This is a genomic window from Rhizobium sp. UFLA01-1127, from assembly GCF_059803845.1.
The window spans coordinates 1-22,918 of sequence record NZ_JAUQTZ010000078.1 but is presented as its reverse complement, the minus strand read 5'-3'; the positions used below and the strand labels follow the sequence as shown (position 1 = coordinate 22,918).

Genomic DNA, 22,918 nt, shown 5'->3' with positions numbered 1-22,918 from the left:
TTGTTTGTTCCGTTTTTCAATGTGGCCGTCATGGGAGTGCCGGCCGAATTGAATAAAGGCCCTGCGGTCGAGACCGAGGGCTCCGGCATTCAGGAGGGGTGTGGCCGGCACCGTATCTGGGAGGAAGACATGAAGAAATTTATCCTTGGCTCAGCAATGGCGCTTTTGTTGTCGACTGCCGCCCACGCCCAAACCATCGGCGTGTCGATGGCCCTCTTCGACGACAACTTTCTGACCGTTCTTCGCAACGGCATGCAGGATTACGCAAAGGACAAGGGCGTGACGCTGCAGGTCGAAGACGCTCAGAACGACATTGCCAAGCAGCAGAGCCAGATCCAGAACTTCATCGCCAGTAAGGTCGATGCGATCATCGTGAACCCGGTCGATACCGACGCGACGGCTGCCATTTCCAAGCTCGCCGCCGATGCCAAGATCCCGCTGGTCTATGTCAACCGCGAGCCGGCAAACGTCGACAGCCTTCCGGACCAGCAGGCTTTCGTCGCCTCCAACGAGCAGGAATCCGGCACGCTGGAAGCCAAGGAAGTATGCCGAATCCTCGGCGGCAAGGGTAAGGCCGTCATCATGATGGGCGAACTCTCGAACCAGGCTGCCCGCATGCGCACCAAGGACGTCCATGATGTCGTGGCGACCGATGCGTGCAAGGGCATCCAGATCGTTCAGGAGCAGACCGCCAACTGGCAGCGTACCCAGGGCGCCGACCTGATGACCAACTGGCTTTCCAGCGGTCTCGAGTTCGATGCCGTTATCTCCAACAACGACGAAATGGCCATCGGCGCCATCCAGGCGCTGAAGGCCGCCGGCAAGCCACTGAACAAGATCGTCGTTGCCGGCGTCGATGCGACGCAGGACGCGCTTGCCGCCATGCAGGCCGGCGACCTGAAGGTCACTGTGTTCCAGGATGCCGCCGGCCAGGGCAAGGGTGCGGTCGATGCCGCACTGAAGCTCGCCAAGGGCGATAAGATCGAGAAGAAGGTGTACATTCCCTTCCAGCTCGTTACGCCGACCAACGTCAAGGACTTCGTCAAGAAGAACTGATGACGAGAGTGATCGACGGATGCGGGTCTTAACGCCCGCATCCCTTGAAATCCGATCTGCCCGGGAGGGAAAAATGGCTGTGAGCCCATCCACCATGGCGGCGGTGCGCGCCAGCGGCGCTGTCCCCAATGCCGCCTATCTGCTGAGCGCCGAAGGCATCCGCAAGGAATTTCCCGGCGTGCTCGCCCTCGACGACGTTTCCTTCCGTCTCAAGCGCGGAACGGTGCATGCACTGATGGGCGAAAACGGTGCGGGCAAATCGACGCTGATGAAAATCCTTGCCGGCATCTATATCCCAGATCAGGGTGAGGTGCGCCTCAAGGGCGTCGAAATCCGGCTGAAGTCGCCTCTCGACGCGCTGGAAAACGGCATTGCCATGATCCATCAGGAACTGAACCTGATGCCCTTCATGACGGTTTCGGAGAATATCTGGATCCGGCGCGAGCCGAAGAACCGGTTCGGCCTCGTCGATCACGCGGAGATGAGCCGCAAGACCGAGGAACTCTTCCAGCGTCTCAATATTTCCATCGACCCGGAAATCCAGGTGCGCGAGCTTTCCGTCGCGAGCCGGCAGATGGTCGAGATCGCCAAGGCGGTTTCCTACAATTCCGACGTACTGATCATGGACGAGCCGACTTCGGCGCTCACCGAGCGCGAAGTGGCGCATCTCTTCCAGATCATCCGCGATCTGCGCGCACAGGGCATCGGCATCGTCTACATCACTCACAAGATGAACGAGCTGTTCGAGATTGCCGATGAATTTTCGGTGTTCCGCGACGGCAAATATATCGGCACGCATGCCTCGACCGACGTGACCCGCGACGACATCATCCGCATGATGGTCGGCCGCGAGATCACGCAGATGTTCCCGAAGGAAGAGGTGCCGATCGGCGAGACCGTCCTTTCGGTCAAGGATCTCAGCCTTGACGGTGTATTCTCCAATGTATCCTTCGACGTCAGAGCCGGCGAAATTCTCGGCGTTGCCGGGCTTGTCGGATCGGGCCGGTCCAATGTCGCAGAGACCATATTCGGCGTCACGCCGGCCTCGTCCGGCTCGATCGAGCTTTTCGGCAAGACGGCCGAGATTTCCTCGCCGGCGGATGCGATCCGCCATCGCATGGCCTTCCTGACCGAGGATCGCAAGGATACGGGCTGTCTTCTCATCCTCAGCGTGCTGGAGAACATGCAGGTCGCCGTACTGCACGACAAGTTCGTGCGCGGCGGCTTCGTTCAGGAGGCCGCGATCGAAGAGGCCTGCGAAGAGATGGCCCGGAAGTTGCGCGTCAAGACGCCGAACCTCGACGAACGGATCGAAAATCTCTCCGGCGGCAATCAGCAGAAGGCGCTGATCGGCCGGTGGATGCTCACCAATCCCCGCATTCTGATCCTGGACGAGCCGACGCGCGGCATCGATGTCGGCGCCAAGGCGGAAATCCACCGTCTCGTTACCGAAATGGCGCGCAATGGCGCCGCCGTCATCATGATCTCGTCGGAAATGCCCGAAGTGCTCGGCATGAGCGATCGCATCATGGTGATGCACGAAGGGCGGGTGACCGGATTCCTGGATCGCGCGGAAGCAACTCAAGTGAAGGTGATGGAGCTGGCCGCGCAGTGACGCCGCCAATCATCGCAAGGGAGGATTGAACCATGGTTAGCAAAGTTGCAGAGGCGGCCGCCCCGGCAGTCACACGGCCAAGACGCCGCCGTGTTCCGCCCGAACTCGGCATCTTCCTGGTGCTGATCGGCATTGCGCTTCTTTGTGAGATCCTCGGCTGGATCTTCGTCGGGCAGAGCTTCCTGATGAATTTGCAGCGCCTGAAGATCATGATCCTGCAGGTCTCCGTCATCGGCATCATCTCGGTCGGCGTGACGCAGGTCATCATAACAGGCGGTATCGATCTCTCATCCGGCTCGGTTGTCGGCCTGACTGCCATGGTCGCGGCGAGCTTCGCCCAGTCGTCGACGTGGGCGCGGACGGTATACCCGGCGCTGACCGACATGCCCTTCTTCGTTCCGATCGGCATCGGCCTGCTGCTTGGTCTGGTCGCCGGCTACATCAACGGCCAGCTGATTACGAGGACGAAGATCCCGCCGTTCATCGCGACGCTCGGGATGATGGTCTCGGCCCGCGGCCTGTCGAAGCTCTATACTAAGGGCCAGCCGATCTCGGGCCTCACCGACCAGTTCAATTTCATCGGTTCCGGCATCTGGCCCGTCGTCGTCTTCCTGATCATCGCTGTCCTCTTCCATATCGTGCTGCGCTACACGCGCTACGGCAAGTTCACCTATGCGATCGGCGCCAATGTGCAGGCGGCGCGCGTCTCGGGCATTAATGTCGAGGCGCATCTGGTCAAGGTCTATGCCATTGCCGGACTACTGGCGGGCCTTGCCGGCATCATTACCGCCGCCCGCGTGCAGACGGCGCAGGCCGGCATGGGCGTCAACTACGAGCTGGATGCGATCGCGGCTGCGGTCATCGGCGGCACGTCGCTGACAGGCGGCGTCGGCCGCATCGCCGGCACCGTGATCGGCACGGTCATCCTCGGTGTCATGATCTCCGGCTTCACCTTCCTCAACGTCGATGCCTATTACCAGGAAATCGCCAAGGGCTTCATCATCGTCGCGGCGGTTGCCATCGACGTCTACCGCCAGAAGAAGCGGGCCAAGCGCTGAAATGCCCGACACATCGTCAGCGTTCTAAAGCATGCTCTCGAGGCGGGGTTTTTGCCCCGCCTTTTCTTTTCTAAATATGCCGTTCCATGCAAATGCAAATTTTTTTCATTTGGGTATGGCGAATCCTGTCAGCTTTTCTATTCTGGCCGCTTTCCATTTGCTCCCTCGAGCGCTTCATCCAGGATAGACGATGCAATCCGTATTCGATGGTCACAACGACGTTCTCTTGAGACTCTGGCATCATGCGCGCGACGGCGCCGATCCGATCGCCGAATTCAGGAATGGGACGTCCAGCGGCCATATCGATGCACCGCGCGCCCGGGCCGGCGGCCTGGGTGGCGGCCTCTGCGCCATTTATATTCCGTCGGGCGATCTCGTCTTTGCCGATCCTGATAGTAACGGCCATTATGCCACGCCTTTGGCGACCCCGTTGGAGCGGGCGCCTTCGCTCGACATTGCGCTGGAAATGGCGGCGATCGCGCTGCGGCTCGACCGCGCCGGCGCCTGGAAGCTCTGCCGCTCCACCGCCGAGATTCGCGCTTGCATGGAGAAGGGTATCTTCGCCGCTGTCATGCACATGGAAGGCTGCGAGGCGATCGATGCCGATCTCGTCGCGCTCGAAACTTTTTACGCCGCCGGCCTGCGTTCGCTCGGCCCCGTTTGGAGCCGCAACAACGTCTTTGCGCATGGCGTGCCCTTTGCCTATCCGAGTTCGCCGGACACGGGACTTGGCCTCACGGAAGCCGGCTTCGCGCTGGTGCGCGAATGCAACCGGCTCGGCATTCTGGTCGATCTCGCCCATATCACCGAGAAAGGCTTCTGGGATGTGGCCAAGACCTCGGATCAGCCACTGGTCGCGAGCCACTCCAACGCTCATGCGCTGACACCGGTGGCGCGCAATCTCACTGACAAGCAGCTCGATGCCATCAAGGAGAGCCACGGCATCGTCGGCCTCAACTATGCGACGGCGATGCTGCGCGACGATGCGCGCTCGGATGCCGATACGCCGCTCGAGGTGATGGTGCGGCATGTCGATCATCTCGTCGGCCGTGTCGGCATCGACTGCGTCGGCCTCGGATCGGATTTCGACGGCGCCACGATTCCTGCGAAAATTAGCGATGCAGCAGGCAACCAGAAGCTGATTGAAGCGCTTCGGAACGCTGGTTATGGTGAGGCCGATCTGGTGAAGCTGTGCAGGGAGAACTGGCTTCGTGTCCTGGCGTCCGCTTGGAAGGAAGACAGCCGATCAACTGCGTCCTGATATTGCGTAAAGTTTATTAAAAGGGGAATGAAAACAATGATGATCACCAAGATGAACCGCGGTGTCCGCGCACTTTCCGCTAGCGTCGCTCTCTCGCTTTTGCTGATGGCGGCGCCGAACGCATATGCCGCGACGCCCAAGGACACGCTGGTCGAAGGCTTTGCCTTCGATGATATTCTGAGCATGGACCCGGCGGAAGCCTATGAGCTGTCGGCTGCCGAAATCACCGGCAACACCTACAGCCTGCTCGTTCGCCTCGATATCAACGACACCTCGAAGATCAAGGGCGACCTTGCCGAAAGCTGGTCGGTCTCCGACGATCACCTGACGTATACGTTCAAGCTGAAGCCCGGCCTGAAATTCGCGTCCGGCAATCCGATCACCGCCGAAGACGTCGCATGGTCCTTCGAGCGTGTCGTCAAGCTCGACAAGAGCCCGGCCTTCATTCTCACCCAGTTCGGCCTCACCGGCGCCAATGTGACGGAAAAGGCCAAGGCCACCGATGCGAACACCTTTACCTTCACCGTCGATAAGCCCTATGCGCCGAGCTTCGTGCTGAACTGCCTGACCGCGACCGTCGCCGAAGTGGTGGACAAGAAGCTGGTTCTGCAGCATGTGAAGCCGGCAACGCCGACCGCCGACTACAAGTATGACAATGATTTCGGCAACGGCTGGCTGAAGACCGGCTTTGCCGGTTCCGGCCCGTTCAAGCTGCGTGAATGGCGCGCCAACGAAGCCGTCGTGCTAGAGCGCAACGAAAATTATTATGGCGAAAAGGCGAAGCTCAACCGCGTCATCTATCGCTTCATGAAGGAAAGCTCGGCCCAGCGCCTGGCGCTTGAAAACGGCGATATCGACATCGCCCGCAACCTTTCGCCGACCGATCTCCAGGCTATCGAGAAGAACCAGCAGCTCGCTTCGACCAGCGCGCCGAAGGGTACGATCTACTATATGAGCCTCAACCAGAAGAACGCCAATCTGGCCAAGCCGGAAGTGCAGCAGGCGTTCAAATGGCTGGTCGATTACGACGCCATCGGCAAGACGCTGATCAAGGGCATCGGCGAGATCCACCAGACCTTCGAACCGAAGGGCATGCTCGGCTCGCTGGACGAAAATCCGTTCAAGCTCGATGTTGCCAAGGCCAAGGAATTGCTGGCCAAGGCGGGGCTGCCCAACGGCTTCTCGATCACCATGGACGTGCGCAGCATCGAGCCGGATACGGGTGTCGCGACCGCGATCCAGCAGACGCTCGGCCAGGCCGGCATCAAGGTGGAGATCATCCCCGGCGACGGCAAGCAGAAGCTGACGAAGTATCGTGCCCGCAATCACGACATCTATTTCGGCAACTGGGGTCCGGACTATTGGGATCCCCATTCCAATGCCGATACGTTCACCACGAACGACGACAATTCCGATACCAGCACCAACAAGACGCTCGTCTGGCGCAACACCTGGACTTCTCCCGAGCTGGAGAAGGAAGCCAAGGCGGCGCTTTTCGAAGGCGATGCGACCAAGCGTGGCGCCATGTATCAGGACATCCAGAAGAAATTCCTGGATGCGAGCCCCTTCGTCATCCTCTATCAGCAGACGGAAGTCGCCGGCTATCGCAAGGACGTGAAGGATTTCAAGCTCGGCCCGAGCTTCGACAACAACTTCGTCTGGCCGATCTCGAAGTAATGATCCGGCAGGATTAGTTCTTTGAGCACCGTCGAACGGAAAATGCAGGTGCGGCCCAAAAAGGGCCGTGCCGCTCCCTTTTTCATGGGTCTGCTGCGATTTCTGGTCGTGGCCGTCACGACCTATCTCGGCCTACTCGCCGTTACCTTCTTCATCGGCCGCGTCATTCCGATCGATCCGGCACTGGCGATCGCCGGCGATCACGCGCCTCAGGCGATGCTGGAGCGCCTGCGTCGCGAGATGCATCTCGACGAGCCGCTCTATCTGCAGTTCTACTACTATCTCCTGAGCGCTCTGAGCGGCGATTTCGGTACTTCGGTGCTGACGACCAATCCGGTCATGGACGATATCAAGCGCGTCTTTCCGGCGACGATGGAGCTCGCCACTGTCGGCACGATCATCGGGGCCTTGTTCGGGGTTCCCTTTGGCGTGCTTGCCGCCGTGCGCCGCAACAGCTTCATCGATCAGATCGTCCGCGTCATCGGCCTCGTCGGCTATTCCGTTCCGGTCTTCTGGCTGGCCATGGTCTCACTCGTCATCTTCTATGCAAAGCTGAACTGGGTCGCCTATCCCGGCCGCATCGACATCGCCTATGAATATACTTTCACGCCGATCACAGGCTTTTTCCTGCTGGACAGCGCCATGCAGGGGCAATGGGATGTCTTCTGGGATGTGTTCCGCCATATCATCCTGCCGGCGTCGCTGCTCGGCTATTTCTCGCTTGCCTATATCAGCCGCATGACGCGCAGCTTCATGCTGAACGAGCTGGGGCAGGAATATATCGTCGCCGCTCGTGCCAAGGGTCTTTCCGAAACGCGGGTGATCTGGGGCCATGCCCTGCGCAGCGCCGCCGTCCCGTTGATCACGGTGATCGCGCTCTCCTATGCTGGGCTGCTCGAAGGCTCCGTGCTGACGGAAATCGTGTTCTCCTGGCCGGGCATCGGCTTCTACATCACCAGTTCGCTGCGCAATGCCGACATGAACGCCGTTCTCGGCGGCACGATCGTCGTTGGTACTGTCTTCATCGGCATCAATCTGATTTCCGATCTCCTGTATCGGACCCTGGATCCAAGGACCCGACGTAAATGATTGTCGAGACCACCCAACCCAGCTTGAGGGAGTGGCTGCTCTCCGACCGGCCGCAGTCGCGCCGGCAGGCGAGACTCGGGCGCGCCTATGTCACCTGGCGGCAATTTTCCGCCAATCGCCTGGCCGTCATCGGACTGCTCATCATCATCGCGCTCGTGCTCGTGGCGGCGCTGGCCGATGTCATCGCACCGCATTCACCCGTGATCGGCGACCTGACCAATGCCTATCTGAAGCCCCCGGGTACGCCGGGCTATCTTCTCGGGACCGACGACCTCGGGCGCGACATCCTCTCGCGCCTCGTCTACGGTTCGCGCTGGACGCTCTATATCGTTATTCTGGTTGCGATCATCTCGGCGCCGATCGGGCTGATCATCGGCATGGTATCAGGCTATCTTGGCGGCTGGGTCGATGTGATCCTCATGCGCATCACCGATATCTTCCTCGCCTTCCCGAAACTGGTGCTGGCGCTGGCCTTCGCCGGCGCGCTCGGTGCCGGCATCGAGAACGCGGTCATCGCGATCGCCATCACCTCCTGGCCTCCCTATGCGCGTCTGGCGCGCGCCGAAACCATGACGGTGCGGCGTTCGGACTATATCGCCGCGGTGCAGCTCATGGGCGCTTCGCCGCTGCGCATCATCTTCCGCCACGTCATGCCGCTCTGCATCTCCTCGGTGATCGTCCGCGTCACGCTCGACATGGCGGGTGTGATCCTGACGGCCGCCGGTCTCGGCTTCCTCGGTCTCGGCGCGCAGCCGCCGCTGCCGGAGTGGGGCGTCATGATCGCCAGCGGCTTCAAATACTATCTCGATCAATGGTGGGTGGCAGCCATGCCGGGTATTGCGATCCTCATCGTCAGTCTCGGCTTCAACCTGCTCGGCGACGGCCTGCGCGATGCGCTCGATCCGAAGGAGAGCGGGCAATGACGACGCTTCTGACCGTGGAGAATCTCAAGGTTCGCTATCCGACGCGCACCGGCGTCATCGAGGCCGTGCGCGGCGTATCCTTCACGCTTGGCCGCGAGCGGCTGGGCATCGTCGGCGAGAGCGGTTCCGGCAAGTCGCAGACGGGCCGGGCCATCATGGGACTGACGCCGTCACACGGCGTCGTCACGGCTGACAGGCTTGACTTCAGCGGCATCGATCTGCTGTCGGCCTCGGCTAGAGAGCGCCGGTCGCTACGCGGCAAGCGCATCGCCATGGTGCTGCAGGATCCGAAATATTCGCTCGATCCCGTCATGACCATCGGCAAGCAGATCACCGAGACGCTGCGCACGCATGAGAAGGTGGGCAAGGCGGAGGCGCGGGATCGTGCACTTGCCATGCTCGAATCCGTGCAGATTCGCGATCCCGGCCGCGTCTATGACCTGCATCCGCACGAAGTATCCGGCGGCATGGGTCAGCGCGTCATGATCGCCATGATGCTGATCGCCGGGCCGGAGCTTTTGATTGCCGACGAGCCGACCTCGGCGCTCGACGTCACGGTACAACTTGATGTGCTGAAGATTATGGACAAGCTCGTTTCGGAACGAGGTATGGGGCTGATTTTCGTGTCCCACGACCTGCGTCTGGTGTCGTCCTTCTGCGACCGCGTACTTGTCATGTATGCGGGCAAGGTGGTGGAAGAACTCAAGGCTTCCGAATTGAACAATGCGCAGCATCCCTATACGCGCGGCCTGCTGAACTGCATGCCGCAGATCGGCGAGAGCCGGCACCCGCTGCCGGTGCTCGACCGCAAGCCGGAGTGGGCGGCATGACGACAGCACTCGCAGTTGACAATCTCAGCGTCGTCTATGACGGCTATTATGCCCTCGATGCCGTTGGCGTCGAAGTCAACAAGGGCGAATCCTTCGGCCTAGTTGGCGAGTCCGGTTCCGGAAAGTCGACGCTGCTGCGCGCCGTTGCCGGTCTTGCGCCCGTCACTGACGGCACGATCCGCGTCGGCGGCGAGCGGCTGAAGGGCGCCAGGCGCAGCAAGGCCTTCTATCGTCAGGTGCAGATGGTGTTTCAGGACCCTTACGGCTCCCTGCATCCGCGCCAGACGATCGACCGGCTGTTGCTCGAGCCTCTGTCGATTCATGGGATCGGCGACACGGAGACCCGTATCGCCAGGGCGCTGGACGAAGTCGGCCTCGGCACCGGCTTCCGCTTCCGCTATCCGCACCAGCTGTCCGGCGGCCAGCGTCAGCGCGTCGCGATTGCCCGCGCGCTGATCGTCGAGCCGTCGATCCTGCTGCTCGACGAGCCGACTTCGGCTCTCGATGCCTCGGTTCAGGCCGAGGTGCTCAACCTGCTCGAACAGGTGCGCAAGGACCGCAATCTGACCTTCGTGATGGTGAGCCACGACCTCGGCGTCATCACTCATATGTGCGAGCGTCTGGTCGTTATGCGCAATGGCGCGGTCGTCGAGAGGCTGACTGCGAGGGAGCTGGCAGCCGGCGATGTGAAGGAAGATTACACGCGCAACCTGATGGTCGCCAGCAAGGGGTTCGTCCGCGTTTGAGCGGACGGCTTGCGCCCCCGCGGCACGTTAACGAACTGGCCGTTTAAACACGACCAATCGTATAGACTATTGACACCTGCCGCAATTCTGTCATGATCTCGTTAATGGCAGTTAACTTTCGTGACCCCGATGAGGGGGCAGACGTTAAGTGGAGGCAGGCATGTTTTTCATGGGCGGCATGACCATGGGCTATCTTCATCCGCCGGTTCCGGCGAGGCAGGAAGGTACACGGCTCGCCGCTCGGTCTGAGGATAACAGCCGCCACCAGGCCGGACCAGCGGAAGAGCGGACGGCCGATACCAGCGCCATCGAGCGCAGCTTGATTTGGGTCCGCCGCATTCTCTGCTGACTGGGCATTGCCGATCTTTCGGGTCCTCGACTTCAAATGGGTTTAATTTTTCTCGGCGCATGTTCTGGACGGAAATTCATCTCTACCTAATTGATAGGAAATGTATGAATGTCCGTTCTGGGCTTGGCCCGGAAGACACATAAAAAACGAACGGAGGCAACACATGGCGAATTTGGGTATTTCGAATACGCATGTGAATCAGTTCGATGGTTCCAAGCGCGCCGCCAAGACGCGGCAAAAAATACAAACCGCGATTCACGTCGCTCTGTTTTCTGCGGCGTTCCTGTTCGTCGCGGCTATCGTTTGCGGCATCGTCGTCTAGAGCGCTTCTGCTTTTCTTCGAATCGCGGAAACGCTCCATCTTCTTGTTTCTTTTGCGCATTCCGGACGGAAAACCGCTGCGCGCCTTTCCTGGAAATGCTCTAGGCGCGATGCTTTGCGGGATGTCAGGTCCAAGCCACCCGCAATAGCGTGGCCATGTGTTCGCCATACAGGGCGAGTGGCTGTGTAGAGAGCAAATGCTGCAAGCGGATGCGGACCAGTTTTCCCGAAGCTTGATTCCCCAAGAAATCCTCTTCTATCCCGTCGGCAGAATGCTGTCGGGCACAGAGAACCCCGGTCATGCACGCGATCGTGATCAGGCCGATAGCTATCGTGTAGAGCCCTATGCCGTTGCGGCTGATATCTACAGCGAAGGACAATTGCGTGGCCCTGGCAGCTTGACCGTGTATACGGAATCCGCCGACTGGCTATATTGCCTCGCTGCCGAAGGCATTCCCGGTATCCGTGTGAAAAACAGAAGACATTTCGTTAAACGGCTTGCTTTCGAACTCGGATGGCTTTGCGGCGGACAACGAACCGGCGAGCGGAATTGCCGCATTTCCGTCGCAAAAGTGCCCGATGCGGCAGGATACTCGGTCACTATCAATGACAGGGCGATCGCCCGTCCCGAAGAAGGCCATCCGATCGGACAGTCGCGTTTCCTGCACTGTTTTGCGTCAGCGATCGGGACCAAGGAGGGAACTCTTTGGCCCCGACTGCATTTGATTGTCGGAACAGGAGATGTTCATGAACTTCAGGGCGAATATCGAGCCGGCAACCGCAGAGCGGCAGGCCGTGCCCAAGCCGGCGACGCAGCGGGATACCCGGTTGGATGTCCTCAGGGCCTTGGCATTGCTGATGATCTTCATCAATCATGTGCCCGGTCAGATTTTCGAGCAGATCACGTCGAAGAATTTCGGATTTTCCGATGGAGCCGAAGCCTTCGTGCTGATCTCCGGCATTTCCGTCGGTCTTGCCTATGGAACGCGTTTTCTCCCCGGCAATCGGCTGGCAATGGTGTTGAAGGCGGTAAAACGTGCCTTCACGCTCTATACAGCCCATATGATCACGACGTTCGTAACGCTGGTGCTGTTCATCTCAGGGGCGTGGATTTTCCACCAGAAGGGCCTGCTCTGCGAGGTGAATATTCTTGCCCTGCTGATGGATCCGGCGCAGGGCATTCCCGCGCTGCTGACGCTCGGGCACCAGATCGGCTACAACAACATCCTGCCGATGTATGGCGCTCTGTTCCTGATGCTGCCGCTGATCATGCTGCTGGAGGCGAGAAATCCGCTGCTTCTGCTCATGGTTTCGGTCGGCGTCTGGATGGTATCGGGCATCTACTATATCGCGCCGCATACGACCTTGCTGGAGGGATTCTGGTTCCTCAATCCGCTGTCCTGGCAGCTCCTGTTCGTCATCGGTTTCGCAGGGACCATGCATGTCAAGCGCGGCGGGCGGATCCCGGCGCATCCGATCCTGATCGCGCTGGCTTCCGCCTACGTGCTCCTGTCCTTCATCTGGGTGACCGACAGGCTTTGGATCCTCGGCGATTATCTCGCCACGCTCGGCCTGCCCACCGTCATCACCGGTTTCGACAAGACATTCCTGTCGCTGCCGCGGCTGCTGCATGTGCTGGCGCTTGCCTATCTGATCATCAGCATACCCTCGCTCTCGCAACTGCTGCGCCGCTCGGGGAGCGACCCGCTGACGATCCTCGGGCGGCATTCGCTCAGCATTTTCGTTGCGGGCACGATTCTGGCCATGGCCGGTCAGGTTCTTCTCTATGTGACCAACAAGAGCCCGACCGTCGGTGCGATCTATGTCGTCATCGGCATTGCCGCGCAGTTCCTCTATGCCTACCATCTGGAACACAAGCGGCTTCAGCTCGGAGGCCGGCGTGTGGCAAAGGTGCCTTCTTCGGCGGCGATCGCAGTGCCGCCAACATCGGAAAGCATCGCTGAGCGCCTTCTGTGAGCCGTATCTGATGTGCGGCTCAATACTTTGATTTTCCTTCATCTTTTATTTGTGACACTTTCGCGACGGAAGTGTGACGTGATTTTTCTGCAACGCGGAATGACTGTGCTGCATTGCGACATATTTTCGGATGCCCAAAATCTTGTTGTGCAAAATTTAATTGTTATATGGTCGACGTGTCGGCTCTCGGAGAGTGCCGCCATCGCGTCGCCGGCTTTTCCAAGGGGGATGGCCGCGCATTCGTGGGGATAGTCAAAATCGGGAATGGGTAGGGACGTCGGATTCTCGGCGCGATAGCTCATGTCCATTCGATACTGAATTGGAGTAATCTATGAATATGAGAAGTCTTCTTCTCGGGTCGGCCGCCGCCCTGGCAGCCGCATCGGGAGCGCAGGCGGCTGACGCCATCGTGGCTGCCGAGCCGGAACCCCTTCAATATGTTCGCATTTGCGACGCCTATGGCGCCGGCTACTTTTTCATTCCGGGCACCGAAACCTGCCTCAAGATCGGCGGCAAGGTTCGTACCGAGGGCGAATGGTACGATGCCTACAACGCCCGCAGCAAGAACGGCACGCTCTGGCATACCCGTGCCGAGCTGGCCGTCGATACGGCAACGGATACCGAATACGGTCCGCTGAAGACCAACACGGTCATCCGCTGGGACTGGAACGACGGCAACACCACCAGCACCAAGCTGCTCTGGGCCAACATCAGCCTCGGCGGCTTCCTCGTCGGTAAGGCCGATTCGCAATACAACTACTACATGGGTTATGCCGGCAACGTCATCAACGACGACGTCATCTATGACGGCCCGAAGGAACTCAACCAGCTCACCTACAAGTACGATGCCGGCAACGGCTTCACGGCCGTCATCTCGCTCGAAGATTCCAACTCGTCGGGCGACACGTCGTCCTACGGCGGTGCCTGGCAGACCGGCAAGGGCAACCACTATGCACCGGACGTCGTTCTCGGCGCCGGCTACAAGATGGGTGCCTGGACCCTCCGCGTCATCGGCGGCTACGACAGCATTGTCGAAGAAGGTGCAATCAAGGCTCGCATCGACGCCGACTTCGGTGATTTCAAGGCCTTCCTGATGGGCGGCTGGAACACGGACGGCGACAAGCTGAACAAGTATGCCGGCTCGTACCTCAACAGCAACCGTTCCGCTTGCCCGACCAACGGCGCGGATTGCGGCTGGGGCGACTGGGCTTTCTGGACTGGCGCCAGCTATCAGATCAATCCGAAGCTGCAGGCCAACGCTCAGGTTGCCTATACGGACTCGAAGATCTTCGCCGCCACCGCCAACGTCGCCTGGCGTCCGGTCAAGGATCTGCTGGTTCAGCCGGAAGTTTCCTACACGAACTGGGATGCCGCCGACCGCGACCAGTGGGCCGGCGTGCTCCGCTTCGAGCGCAAGTTCTGATCCGATCCCGGTGGGGCGCCGATCTTAACTCCTGGTGGCGCCCAGCCGAATTGACCTCCGATCAGAAAACGGAAAGGCCCGGTTTTCCCGCCGGGCCTTTCTTGTTTTTGGCTGGTTGTGTGTTCGATCAAGGCAGCCGGATCTTGCTCGCGGCTTTCTCCGGGCCTGAGGTAGGCGCATACATCGAACACGGTCCCACGCTCGCCTAACAAACCTCGGCAACAAAAAAGCCGGGAGAACATCGCTCTCCCGGCTTTTATCTTGGACCCCTTGCGAAGATCAGGCGGCTTCGTTTTCCGTTGCGTGTGCCTTGCGGACTTCTTCATCCGTCAGGATGCCGCTGGCGCGCAGCAGGGCGGCGAAGCGGCCGTTGCTCTGGCTGAGCTCGTTGAAGCTGCCGTTTTCGATGATGCGGCCGTTGTCGAGGAAGAGGACCATGTCGGCCTCGCGTACCGTCGACAGGCGGTGCGCAATGATGAAGGTCGTGCGGTTCTGGCGCAGGTTGTCGATCGCCGTCTTGACCCGGTTTTCGGTTTCGACGTCGAGCGCACTCGTCGCCTCGTCGAGTACAAGGATCGGCGCATCCTTGAGGATGGCGCGGGCGATCGCGATACGCTGGCGTTCACCACCCGAGAGCTTGTTGCCACGCTCGCCGACGCGGGTCTCGTAGCCGCCTTCGCGGGTTTCGATGAAGTCGTTGGCGGCGGCGGCCTGGGCGGCGCGGATCATTTCCTCCTGCGTCGCACCTTCGCGGCCGAGACGGATATTGTCGCTGATCGAGCGGTTCAGCAGACCGGCATCCTGGAAGACGGTGGCGATGAAGCGTCGCAGCGACTTGCGCGTTACCTTGGTGATGTCATGGCCGTCGACGAGGATCTGGCCCTTCTGCGGGTCGAAGACGCGCTGCAGCAGGTTGACGAGCGTCGTCTTGCCGGCGCCGGTCGGGCCGACGATGGCGACGGTCTGCCCTGCCTTCACCTTGAAGGAGATGTCGTGCAGGCCCTGCGACGACTTGGCGAAACCGAAGGATACGTCGCGGAACTCCACTTCGCCCTTGACGTCCTTGATTTCGGCGAGGCCAGCCGGCTCTTCGCGGTCGCGAACCGAATCTTCGAGCGTGTAGAAGTCTTCAAGCTTGGCGCGGGCCTCGAAAATCTGGTTGGCGAAGTTGCGCAGCTGTTCCAGGCGGCCGATCAGCACGTTGGCAAAGGCGATGAAGGTGATGAGCGCGCCGAGGCTCAGGCTGCCGTCCTGGACGAGGACGGTACCGATCATCAGGATCGCCATCATGGCAACGGTCGATGCCGTGCGGTTCAGGGCGCCGGCAAGCGCCCACCAGTCGAGGACCGGATACTGAGCCTCCAGCAGACGCTCGGTAAACGACTTCAGCGCCTTGGTTTCGGCCTCGATCCGGTTGTAGCTGTGCAGCACGGAAACGTTGCTGATCGAGTCGCTGACATGCGAGAAGACCGTGTTGTAGTGGCTTTCGACCGAGTTCTGGCCATCCTTCGTGCGGCTCATGACCAGGCGGCCGATGGTCCAGTAGAAGATGCCGAGCAGGATGAGCACTGCGGACAGGCGCAGGTCCATCGACATGGCGGTCGGGATCATGACGACAAGCGCAACGGCAGTCGACAAGTGGTTGCGCATGAATTCGAGCCACAGGCCGAACAGCGCCTCGCAGGCGCGCAGCAGCGTGTTCAGCGCGCTCGCCGTGCCGCGCTGGCTATGCCAGGAAAGCGGCATCGAGATAATGCGGCCGAAAGCTTCGGTGAGCAGGGTCGCGCGGCGGCCGTGCGCAAGGCGGTCGGCCTCGCGGGATACAACGATGAAGGCTACGGCGCTGAAGACGGCAAAGCCGGCCCACAGCATCATGGTCGGCGTGACGGCTTCCTTCTTGGCAATGGCGTCGAAGATGCGGCCGAACAGAACCGGTTCGTAGATGGTGGTCATCGCAAGCGCGATGTTTGCGATCACGACCATCCAGACGCGGTATCGATACGCGCCAAGATACTTCAGGGCTCTTGCATAGACTTTGAACAGTGACACGTCAGGCACCCTCTGTGCATCAGCAGAACTTGGAATGCTGCAACACTACAGATCGCTACCTGAACCGGCGATTAACGGAATCCGACGCTGTTTTTTCAAGGGAATTTTTTCGCGTAAAGCGCGCTGACATGGCGAGGGTGCTATCGGCCGCCGTGGAAATGTGACATCTTGGGGACGACCCTGCCGCCGCATTATCCGTCACTATTAAGTCACGCCGCGGCCGCCATTCAGGGTTGAATGGTAAAAAAATCGCCAAGGGCGTTCAATTTTGCGTCGGCCTGAGTATGTTGCCCGCGAATAAGCACGCTATGGCCCCGGCGGACAGGGCCGCAATGCTCGTCCGCCGAAAATTCAGGCTGCGAAGCCAAGAGGTAGATGTGAATATCCATTCGCTAATACAATTGCTTGTGATCATTGAGGAGTGCAGGCTTGCCAAAGACGTCGTCGCCGAGCTCGAGTTGGTCCTTCGTTCGTACAAGTTCGATTTCTACGGCCTGCTGAAGCAAACCCGGCCGAATATCGATGTCACCAACTTCATGCTGGCCGGCCGCTGGCCAGATCAGTGGCCGCTGACCTATGTCCGCAAGAGATACATGCTTGTCGATCCCGTGGCCCGTTATGCCACCCGGGCGCAGCGTCCTTTCCGCTGGCGCGATGCCGTGGATGCGTCGAAGACCGACCCGCTTTGGCGGCGAATGGAACAGATGATGGCGGACGCTCGCGCCAACGGGCTCGTCGACGGCTACATTTTTCCGATCCATGGCCGAAGCGGCCTGCTTGGAACCATGACGATCGGCGGCGAGGCGGTCGATCTTTCCCCGACGGAACTCTGCCTCTTCGACGCGGTTGCCAGAAAGGCCTTCTGGCGGCTTCTGGAGCTGCGGAACGAAGTGAAATCGTTCGAAGAACCGGGAAAGGCCGAACTGAAGTTGACCAAACGCGAGATGGAAGTGCTGAGCCATCTGGCCGACGGCCTGACATCGATCGAGATCAGCCGGCTGCTCGCGATCTCCAGTCATACCGTCGACTGGTACATGAACAGCATCCAGGACAAGCTGAAAGCCAAAAATCGGCAGCATATCGTCGCCATCGCTTTCAGAAATGGACTTATTCCGTAATTGCAACTATTTTGATGCCGGATGTCGCAGGAGAAATTGAACTTCCTGTGACAAGAAGTTAAGAATTCTCTTCGCGGGTGCAGCATTGCCCGTTTCGATGCCGTGAGGAGACAGCATTGCCCATTTCCAAGATCCTGGTTGCCAACCGTTCCGAAATCGCCATCCGCGTATTCCGCGCCGCCAACGAACTTGGCATAAAAACGGTGGCCATCTGGGCCGAGGAAGACAAACTCGCGCTGCATCGCTTCAAGGCGGACGAGAGTTATCAGGTCGGCCGCGGTCCGCATCTTGCCCGTGATCTCGGTCCGATCGAGAGCTATCTGTCGATCGACGAGATCATCCGCGTCGCCAAGCTTTCCGGCGCTGATGCCATCCATCCGGGCTATGGCCTGCTGTCGGAAAGCCCGGAATTCGTCGACGCCTGCGATGCCGCCGGCATCATCTTCATCGGCCCGCGCGCCGATACCATGCGCCAGCTCGGCAACAAGGTCGCCGCGCGCAATCTGGCGATCTCGGTCGGTGTGCCCGTCGTGCCGGCCACCGAGCCGCTGCCTGACGACATGACGGAAGTCGCCAAGATGGCGGCCGCGATCGGCTATCCGGTCATGCTCAAGGCTTCCTGGGGCGGCGGCGGCCGCGGTATGCGCGTCATCCGCTCCGAGGCCGATCTCGCCAAGGAAGTGACGGAAGCCAAGCGCGAGGCGAAGGCGGCCTTCGGCAAGGACGAGGTCTATCTCGAAAAACTCGTCGAGCGCGCCCGCCATGTCGAAAGCCAGATCCTCGGCGACACGCATGGCAATGTCGTGCATCTGTTCGAGCGCGACTGTTCGGTTCAGCGCCGTAACCAGAAGGTCGTCGAGCGCGCGCCGGCGCCCTATCTCACGGAAGCACAGCGCCAGGAACTGGCCGCCTATTCGCTGAAGATCGCCGGCGCAACCAACTATGTCGGCGCCGGCACCGTCGAATATCTGATGGATGCCGATACCGGCAAATTCTACTTCATCGAAGTCAATCCGCGCATCCAGGTCGAGCACACGGTGACCGAAGTCGTCACCGGCATCGACATCGTCAAGGCGCAGATCCATATCCTCGACGGCTTTGCCATCGGTACGCCGGAATCGGGCGTTCCGAAGCAGGAGGACATCCGCCTCAACGGCCATGCCCTGCAGTGCCGCGTGACGACCGAAGACCCGGAACATAACTTCATCCCGGATTACGGCCGTATCACCGCCTATCGCTCGGCCTCCGGCTTCGGCATCCGTCTGGACGGCGGCACCTCCTATACCGGCGCCATCATCACCCGCTACTACGATCCGCTGCTGGTGAAGGTGACGGCCTGGGCGCCGAACCCGCAGGAGGCGATCGCCCGCATGGACCGGGCGCTGCGCGAATTCCGTATCCGTGGCGTCGCAACGAACCTGACCTTCCTCGAAGCGATCATCACGCATCCGAAGTTCCGCGACAACAGCTACACGACGCGCTTCATCGATACGACGCCGGAACTGTTCCAGCAGGTCAAGCGCCAGGACCGTGCCACCAAGCTTCTGACCTATCTCGCCGATGTCACCGTCAACGGGCATCCCGAGGCCCGCGGCCGGCCGGCGCCCTCGCCGAAGACGGCCGAACCGGTTTTGCCCTATATCGACGGCAAGGTTCCGGACGGCAGCAAGCAACTGCTGGATCAGCTCGGCCCGCAGAAGTTCGCCGAATGGATGCGCAACGAGAAGCGCGTGCTGATGACCGACACGACGATGCGCGACGGCCATCAATCGCTGCTCGCCACCCGCATGCGTACCCATGATATCGCCAGCGTCGCCGGCACCTATGCGCGCGCCCTGCCGCAGCTCCTTTCGCTGGAATGCTGGGGCGGCGCCACCTTCGACGTTTCCATGCGCTTCCTGACGGAAGATCCATGGGAGCGTCTGGCGCTGATCCGCGAGGGCGCGCCGAACCTGCTGCTGCAGATGCTGCTGCGCGGTGCCAATGGCGTCGGCTATACGAACTATCCCGACAATGTCGTCAAATATTTCGTGCGCCAGGCCGCAAAGGGCGGCGTCGATCTCTTCCGCGTCTTCGACTGCCTGAACTGGGTCGAGAACATGCGCGTGTCGATGGATGCGGTCGTCGAGGAGAACAAGCTCTGCGAGGCGGCGATCTGCTACACGGGCGATATCCTCAACTCCGCCCGCCCGAAATACGATCTGAAGTATTATACCGATCTCGCCGTCGAGCTCGAAAAGGCCGGCGCCCATATCATTGCGCTGAAGGACATGGCCGGCCTTCTGAAGCCGGCTGCGGCCAAGGTTCTGTTCAAGGCGCTGCGCGAGGCTACCGGCCTGCCGATCCACTTCCACACGCATGATACCTCGGGCATTGCGGCCGCGACCGTGCTTGCTGCCGTGGAGGCCGGCGTCGATGCCGTGGATGCGGCCATGGACGCGCTCTCGGGTAATACCTCGCAGCCCTGCCTAGGCTCGATCGTCGAAGCCCTTAAAGGCTCCGAGCGCGATCCGGGCCTCGATCCCGAATGGATCCGCCGCATCTCCTTCTATTGGGAAGCCGTTCGCCATCAATATGCGGCCTTCGAAAGCGACCTCAAGGGGCCGGCCTCGGAAGTCTATCTGCACGAAATGCCCGGTGGGCAGTTCACGAACCTCAAGGAACAGGCGCGTTCGCTGGGTCTCGAGACCCGCTGGCACCAGGTGGCGCAGGCCTATGCCGACGCCAACCAGATGTTCGGCGATATCGTCAAGGTGACGCCGTCTTCCAAGGTCGTCGGCGACATGGCGCTGATGATGGTGAGCCAGGATCTGACGGTTGCCGATGTCGAGAACCCGGCCAAGGATATCGCCTTTCCGGATTCGGTCGTCTCCATGCTGAAGGGCGATCTCGGCCAGCCGCCGTCCGGATGGCCGCAAGCGCTGCAGAAGAAGGCGCTGAAGGGCGACAAGCCTTATACCGTCCGTCCCGGCTCGCTGCTCACCGACGCCGATCTCGATGCCGAGCGCAAGGTCATCGAGACCAAGCTGGAGCGCAAGGTCGACGATTTCGAATTCGCCTCCTACCTGATGTATCCGAAGGTCTTTACCGACTATGCGCTTGCGGCCGACACATACGGCCCGGTCTCGGTGCTGCCGACGCCCGCCTATTTCTACGGCCTCAAGGAGGGCGACGAGCTCTTTGCCGAGATCGAGAAGGGCAAGACGCTTGTTATCGTCAACCAGGCGATGACGGCGACCGACGAGAAGGGCATGGTGACGGTGTTCTTTGAACTCAACGGTCAGCCGCGCCGCATCAAGGTGCCGGATCGCGCCCATGGCGCTTCCGGCAGCGCCGTCCGCCGCAAGGTCGAAACCGGCAATGCCGCCCATGTCGGCGCGCCGATGCCGGGCGTCATCTCGACGGTCTTCGTCTCGCCCGGCCAGACGGTCAAGGCCGGCGACGTGCTGCTGTCCATCGAGGCCATGAAGATGGAGACGGCGCTGCATGCCGAGAAGGACGGCACGATTTCCGAGGTGCTGGTGCGCGCCGGCGACCAGATCGACGCCAAGGATCTGCTCGTCGTCTATGGCGCCTGAGCGGCAAGCTGGGCTTATGAAGCCGGCCCTCGACTGAGATGGTGACCATCTTCTGCCGCAAAGCCCGACTTTTGCAGTCGGGCTTTGCGGCATCAACGTTTCAACTTGGTTTGCGAGCCTGCCGATCGAGGATGGCCGCCCAAAATGCAGCCAGCAGCGCGAGCAGTGCGGATGCCAGCATCAGGGCGAAAAGCGTATGGATCGTTGACGATTGCGCGATGAACAGCCCGCCGACCGAGCCGATCAGCGCGCCCCCCGATATCCTCATGGCGGCGGCCAATCCGGCTGCCGTTCCGACCATGTCCGATCTGACCGACATGGCGCCGCTATTGGCAGCCGGCATGGTAAGGCCGTTGCCGATGCCGATGAAGATGCAAGGGCCGAAGAGCGCCCAGACATGTGCCGCGCCCGATAGCGACAAAGCGAAGCCGATCGACAGGCCGATGCAGGTCAGAAGCCGCGCAACGACGAGGATCATGCCGAGCGGGATTTTTGCCGCGTAGCGACCGGCCAGATAGCTGCCGAGAATGAAGCCGGCGGGAACCAGGCCCATGTAGAAGCCGAGCCTGGCGCTCGAGCCGCCGAGCGCATCGCCTATCGTGAGCGGTGCTCCGCCGAGAAAGATGTAAAGCACACCCATCGAGCAGGCCATGCAGAGCGTGTAGGCCCAGAATCGAGCCGACCGCAGAAGCAGCCCATAGGAGGCGAGATAGTTCCTGCGCGCATCCGGGAAAGGCGCTCTCGATCCTTTCAACTCACGTATGGCGAGGAGGAGGGCGGCAATGCCGAGGATCGCGAGGACGATGAAGCTTGCCTGCCAGCCGAAAAGCTCGTCCAGCGATCCGCCGAAGAGCGGCCCGACCATGGGCGCCAGCGCCCAACCCATGGCGAGATAGCCGAACTTGCTCGCGGTCTGGCGCTCATCCGAGGTTTCCTTGATGATGACGAGAGCGACGGAATAGCACGGTCCGACGCAGGCCTGCATCATACGGCATAGCAGGAAGATGCCGATATTCGGCGCGAGAACGCAGCCGATCGAGGCGGCGATGAAGATCGAGAGCGCCATCAAGACGACAGGCCGGCGGCCGAACCGGTCCGATATCGCGCCGCCGATGGCTTCAAGGGACGCGGTGACAATGGAAAAGCCGGCAACCGAGAGGTTCACAAGGGCGAAATCGGCGTGGAATGCCGCTGCGATCTTCGGCAGCGAAGGGAGGATCATGTTCACGGGCAGTACGGCAATCGCCGAGAGCAGGATGAGGGTTGTTGGCCGCGGCTGTGCGGCGGCTCTTTCTGTGGTCCTGTCGTCAGTTGCTTGCGGGGCTGGATGCTCGATACGGTTTTCGGTGCGCGTCATGGCCTTGTCCGTCGTGCGGATGAGAAATCGAGGGAGATCTGACGGGGCGCAGCCTGGATTCAGGGCAATAAAAAAGGCCCCGTCAGGAGCCTGCTTACCGCGCATGGGTGCTTTCGCCGGATGGCTACGCCATCCTGCCCATGCGCCTTCCTACCACTACGAGAACGCGTGCCGTGTTCATGACGTCAGAGCTAAACGGAAGGCCGCACAGCGTCAATGCGCGACCCGTTGGCAAACCGCACTTTCTCTCAGATGTCGTAGCTGAGCCCGGAATTCAGCGTCGAGATGAACTGCTTCGTCCGCTCCTGCGAGGGATTGGCGAAGATGCTGCGCGAGGAGCCGGTCTCGACGATGATGCCCGCTTCTAGGAAAACGACATTGTTGGCGATCTTCGAGGCAAGGCGCAGGTCGTGCGTCGCCATGACCATGGTGGTGCCTTCATTGGCAAGCTTGCCGAGCACATCGACCACTTCGGCCGCCAGCTCCGGATC

Annotated in this window: 17 protein-coding genes and 1 pseudogene; 15 read left to right on the top strand and 3 right to left on the bottom strand. The window is 60.6% G+C overall.

Translation table 11 applies throughout. The features are described 5' to 3' along the window. Positions 1-129 precede the first annotated feature (129 nt). The 13 genes from Q4Q11_RS19390 (at position 130) to Q4Q11_RS19330 (ending at position 14,325) form a co-directional block, all read left to right on the top strand. Positions 130-1,056 (top strand): sugar ABC transporter substrate-binding protein, encoded by a 927-nt coding sequence (locus Q4Q11_RS19390; protein WP_112505369.1) that lies wholly within the window; start codon positions 130-132, stop codon positions 1,054-1,056. Between the two features lie 73 nt (positions 1,057-1,129). Continuing rightward, on the top strand, positions 1,130-2,671 hold the full coding sequence (locus Q4Q11_RS19385; protein ID WP_113215013.1) for a sugar ABC transporter ATP-binding protein: 1,542 nt from the start codon (positions 1,130-1,132) through the stop codon (positions 2,669-2,671). Between the two features lie 32 nt (positions 2,672-2,703). Then, positions 2,704-3,729 carry an ABC transporter permease gene (locus tag Q4Q11_RS19380; RefSeq protein WP_498570536.1) on the top strand — a complete coding sequence of 342 codons (1,026 nt, stop codon included), beginning with the start codon at positions 2,704-2,706 and terminating at the stop codon, positions 3,727-3,729. 190 nt (positions 3,730-3,919) lie between these two features. After that, on the top strand, positions 3,920-4,990 hold the full coding sequence (locus Q4Q11_RS19375; RefSeq protein WP_113215011.1) for a dipeptidase: 1,071 nt from the start codon (positions 3,920-3,922) through the stop codon (positions 4,988-4,990). Positions 4,991-5,026: 36 nt separating this feature from the next. Further along, complete coding sequence (locus Q4Q11_RS19370) at positions 5,027-6,667, top strand: ABC transporter substrate-binding protein (RefSeq protein ID WP_113222333.1); 1,641 nt, start codon at positions 5,027-5,029, stop codon at positions 6,665-6,667. 42 nt (positions 6,668-6,709) lie between these two features. Continuing rightward, entirely contained in the window at positions 6,710-7,756 is a 1,047-nt protein-coding gene (locus Q4Q11_RS19365; protein ID WP_498570542.1) for an ABC transporter permease, read from the top strand. Beyond that, positions 7,753-8,679 carry an ABC transporter permease gene (locus Q4Q11_RS19360; protein ID WP_113222335.1) on the top strand — a complete coding sequence of 309 codons (927 nt, stop codon included), beginning with the start codon at positions 7,753-7,755 and terminating at the stop codon, positions 8,677-8,679. The genes Q4Q11_RS19365 and Q4Q11_RS19360 overlap by 4 nt, the downstream gene beginning before the upstream one ends. Next, complete coding sequence (locus Q4Q11_RS19355) at positions 8,676-9,509, top strand: ABC transporter ATP-binding protein (protein WP_113222336.1); 834 nt, start codon at positions 8,676-8,678, stop codon at positions 9,507-9,509. Before Q4Q11_RS19360 ends, Q4Q11_RS19355 begins: the two co-directional genes overlap by 4 nt. After that, positions 9,506-10,255 carry an ABC transporter ATP-binding protein gene (locus tag Q4Q11_RS19350; RefSeq protein WP_498570535.1) on the top strand — a complete coding sequence of 250 codons (750 nt, stop codon included), beginning with the start codon at positions 9,506-9,508 and terminating at the stop codon, positions 10,253-10,255. The genes Q4Q11_RS19355 and Q4Q11_RS19350 overlap by 4 nt, the downstream gene beginning before the upstream one ends. Before the next feature lie 160 nt (positions 10,256-10,415). Continuing rightward, complete coding sequence (locus Q4Q11_RS19345; RefSeq protein WP_498570534.1) at positions 10,416-10,604, top strand: hypothetical protein; 189 nt, start codon at positions 10,416-10,418, stop codon at positions 10,602-10,604. Positions 10,605-10,767: 163 nt separating this feature from the next. Further along, complete coding sequence (locus Q4Q11_RS19340) at positions 10,768-10,926, top strand: hypothetical protein (protein WP_498570533.1); 159 nt, start codon at positions 10,768-10,770, stop codon at positions 10,924-10,926. 746 nt (positions 10,927-11,672) lie between these two features. Continuing rightward, positions 11,673-12,902, top strand: coding sequence for an OpgC family protein (locus tag Q4Q11_RS19335; RefSeq protein WP_498570532.1), 1,230 nt, complete (start codon positions 11,673-11,675; stop codon positions 12,900-12,902). Positions 12,903-13,233: 331 nt separating this feature from the next. Continuing rightward, a complete protein-coding gene (locus Q4Q11_RS19330) occupies positions 13,234-14,325 on the top strand; it encodes a porin (protein WP_498570531.1) in 1,092 nt (363 codons plus the stop codon). 279 nt (positions 14,326-14,604) lie between these two features. Here Q4Q11_RS19330 and Q4Q11_RS19325 read toward each other — a convergent pair whose 3' ends face one another. Further along, on the bottom strand, positions 14,605-16,374 hold the full coding sequence (locus Q4Q11_RS19325; RefSeq protein ID WP_498570530.1) for a glucan ABC transporter ATP-binding protein/ permease: 1,770 nt from the start codon (positions 16,372-16,374) through the stop codon (positions 14,605-14,607). A 377-nt stretch (positions 16,375-16,751) separates the two neighbouring features. Here Q4Q11_RS19325 and Q4Q11_RS19320 point away from each other — a divergent pair, with 377 nt between their 5' ends. Together Q4Q11_RS19320 and pyc are read left to right on the top strand one after the other, a co-directional pair. Continuing rightward, positions 16,752-17,492 carry a helix-turn-helix transcriptional regulator gene (locus Q4Q11_RS19320; RefSeq protein ID WP_498570529.1) on the top strand — a complete coding sequence of 247 codons (741 nt, stop codon included), beginning with the start codon at positions 16,752-16,754 and terminating at the stop codon, positions 17,490-17,492. Positions 17,493-17,608: 116 nt separating this feature from the next. Beyond that, on the top strand, positions 17,609-21,070 hold the full coding sequence (gene pyc, locus Q4Q11_RS19315; RefSeq protein WP_498570528.1) for a pyruvate carboxylase: 3,462 nt from the start codon (positions 17,609-17,611) through the stop codon (positions 21,068-21,070). 100 nt (positions 21,071-21,170) lie between these two features. Here the strand turns inward: pyc and Q4Q11_RS19310 are convergent, their stop codons facing one another. After that, entirely contained in the window at positions 21,171-22,427 is a 1,257-nt protein-coding gene (locus Q4Q11_RS19310; RefSeq protein ID WP_498570527.1) for a multidrug effflux MFS transporter, read from the bottom strand. Positions 22,428-22,675: 248 nt separating this feature from the next. Then, positions 22,676-22,918, bottom strand: a pseudogene (locus Q4Q11_RS19305) (amino acid ABC transporter ATP-binding protein); the annotation flags it as partial.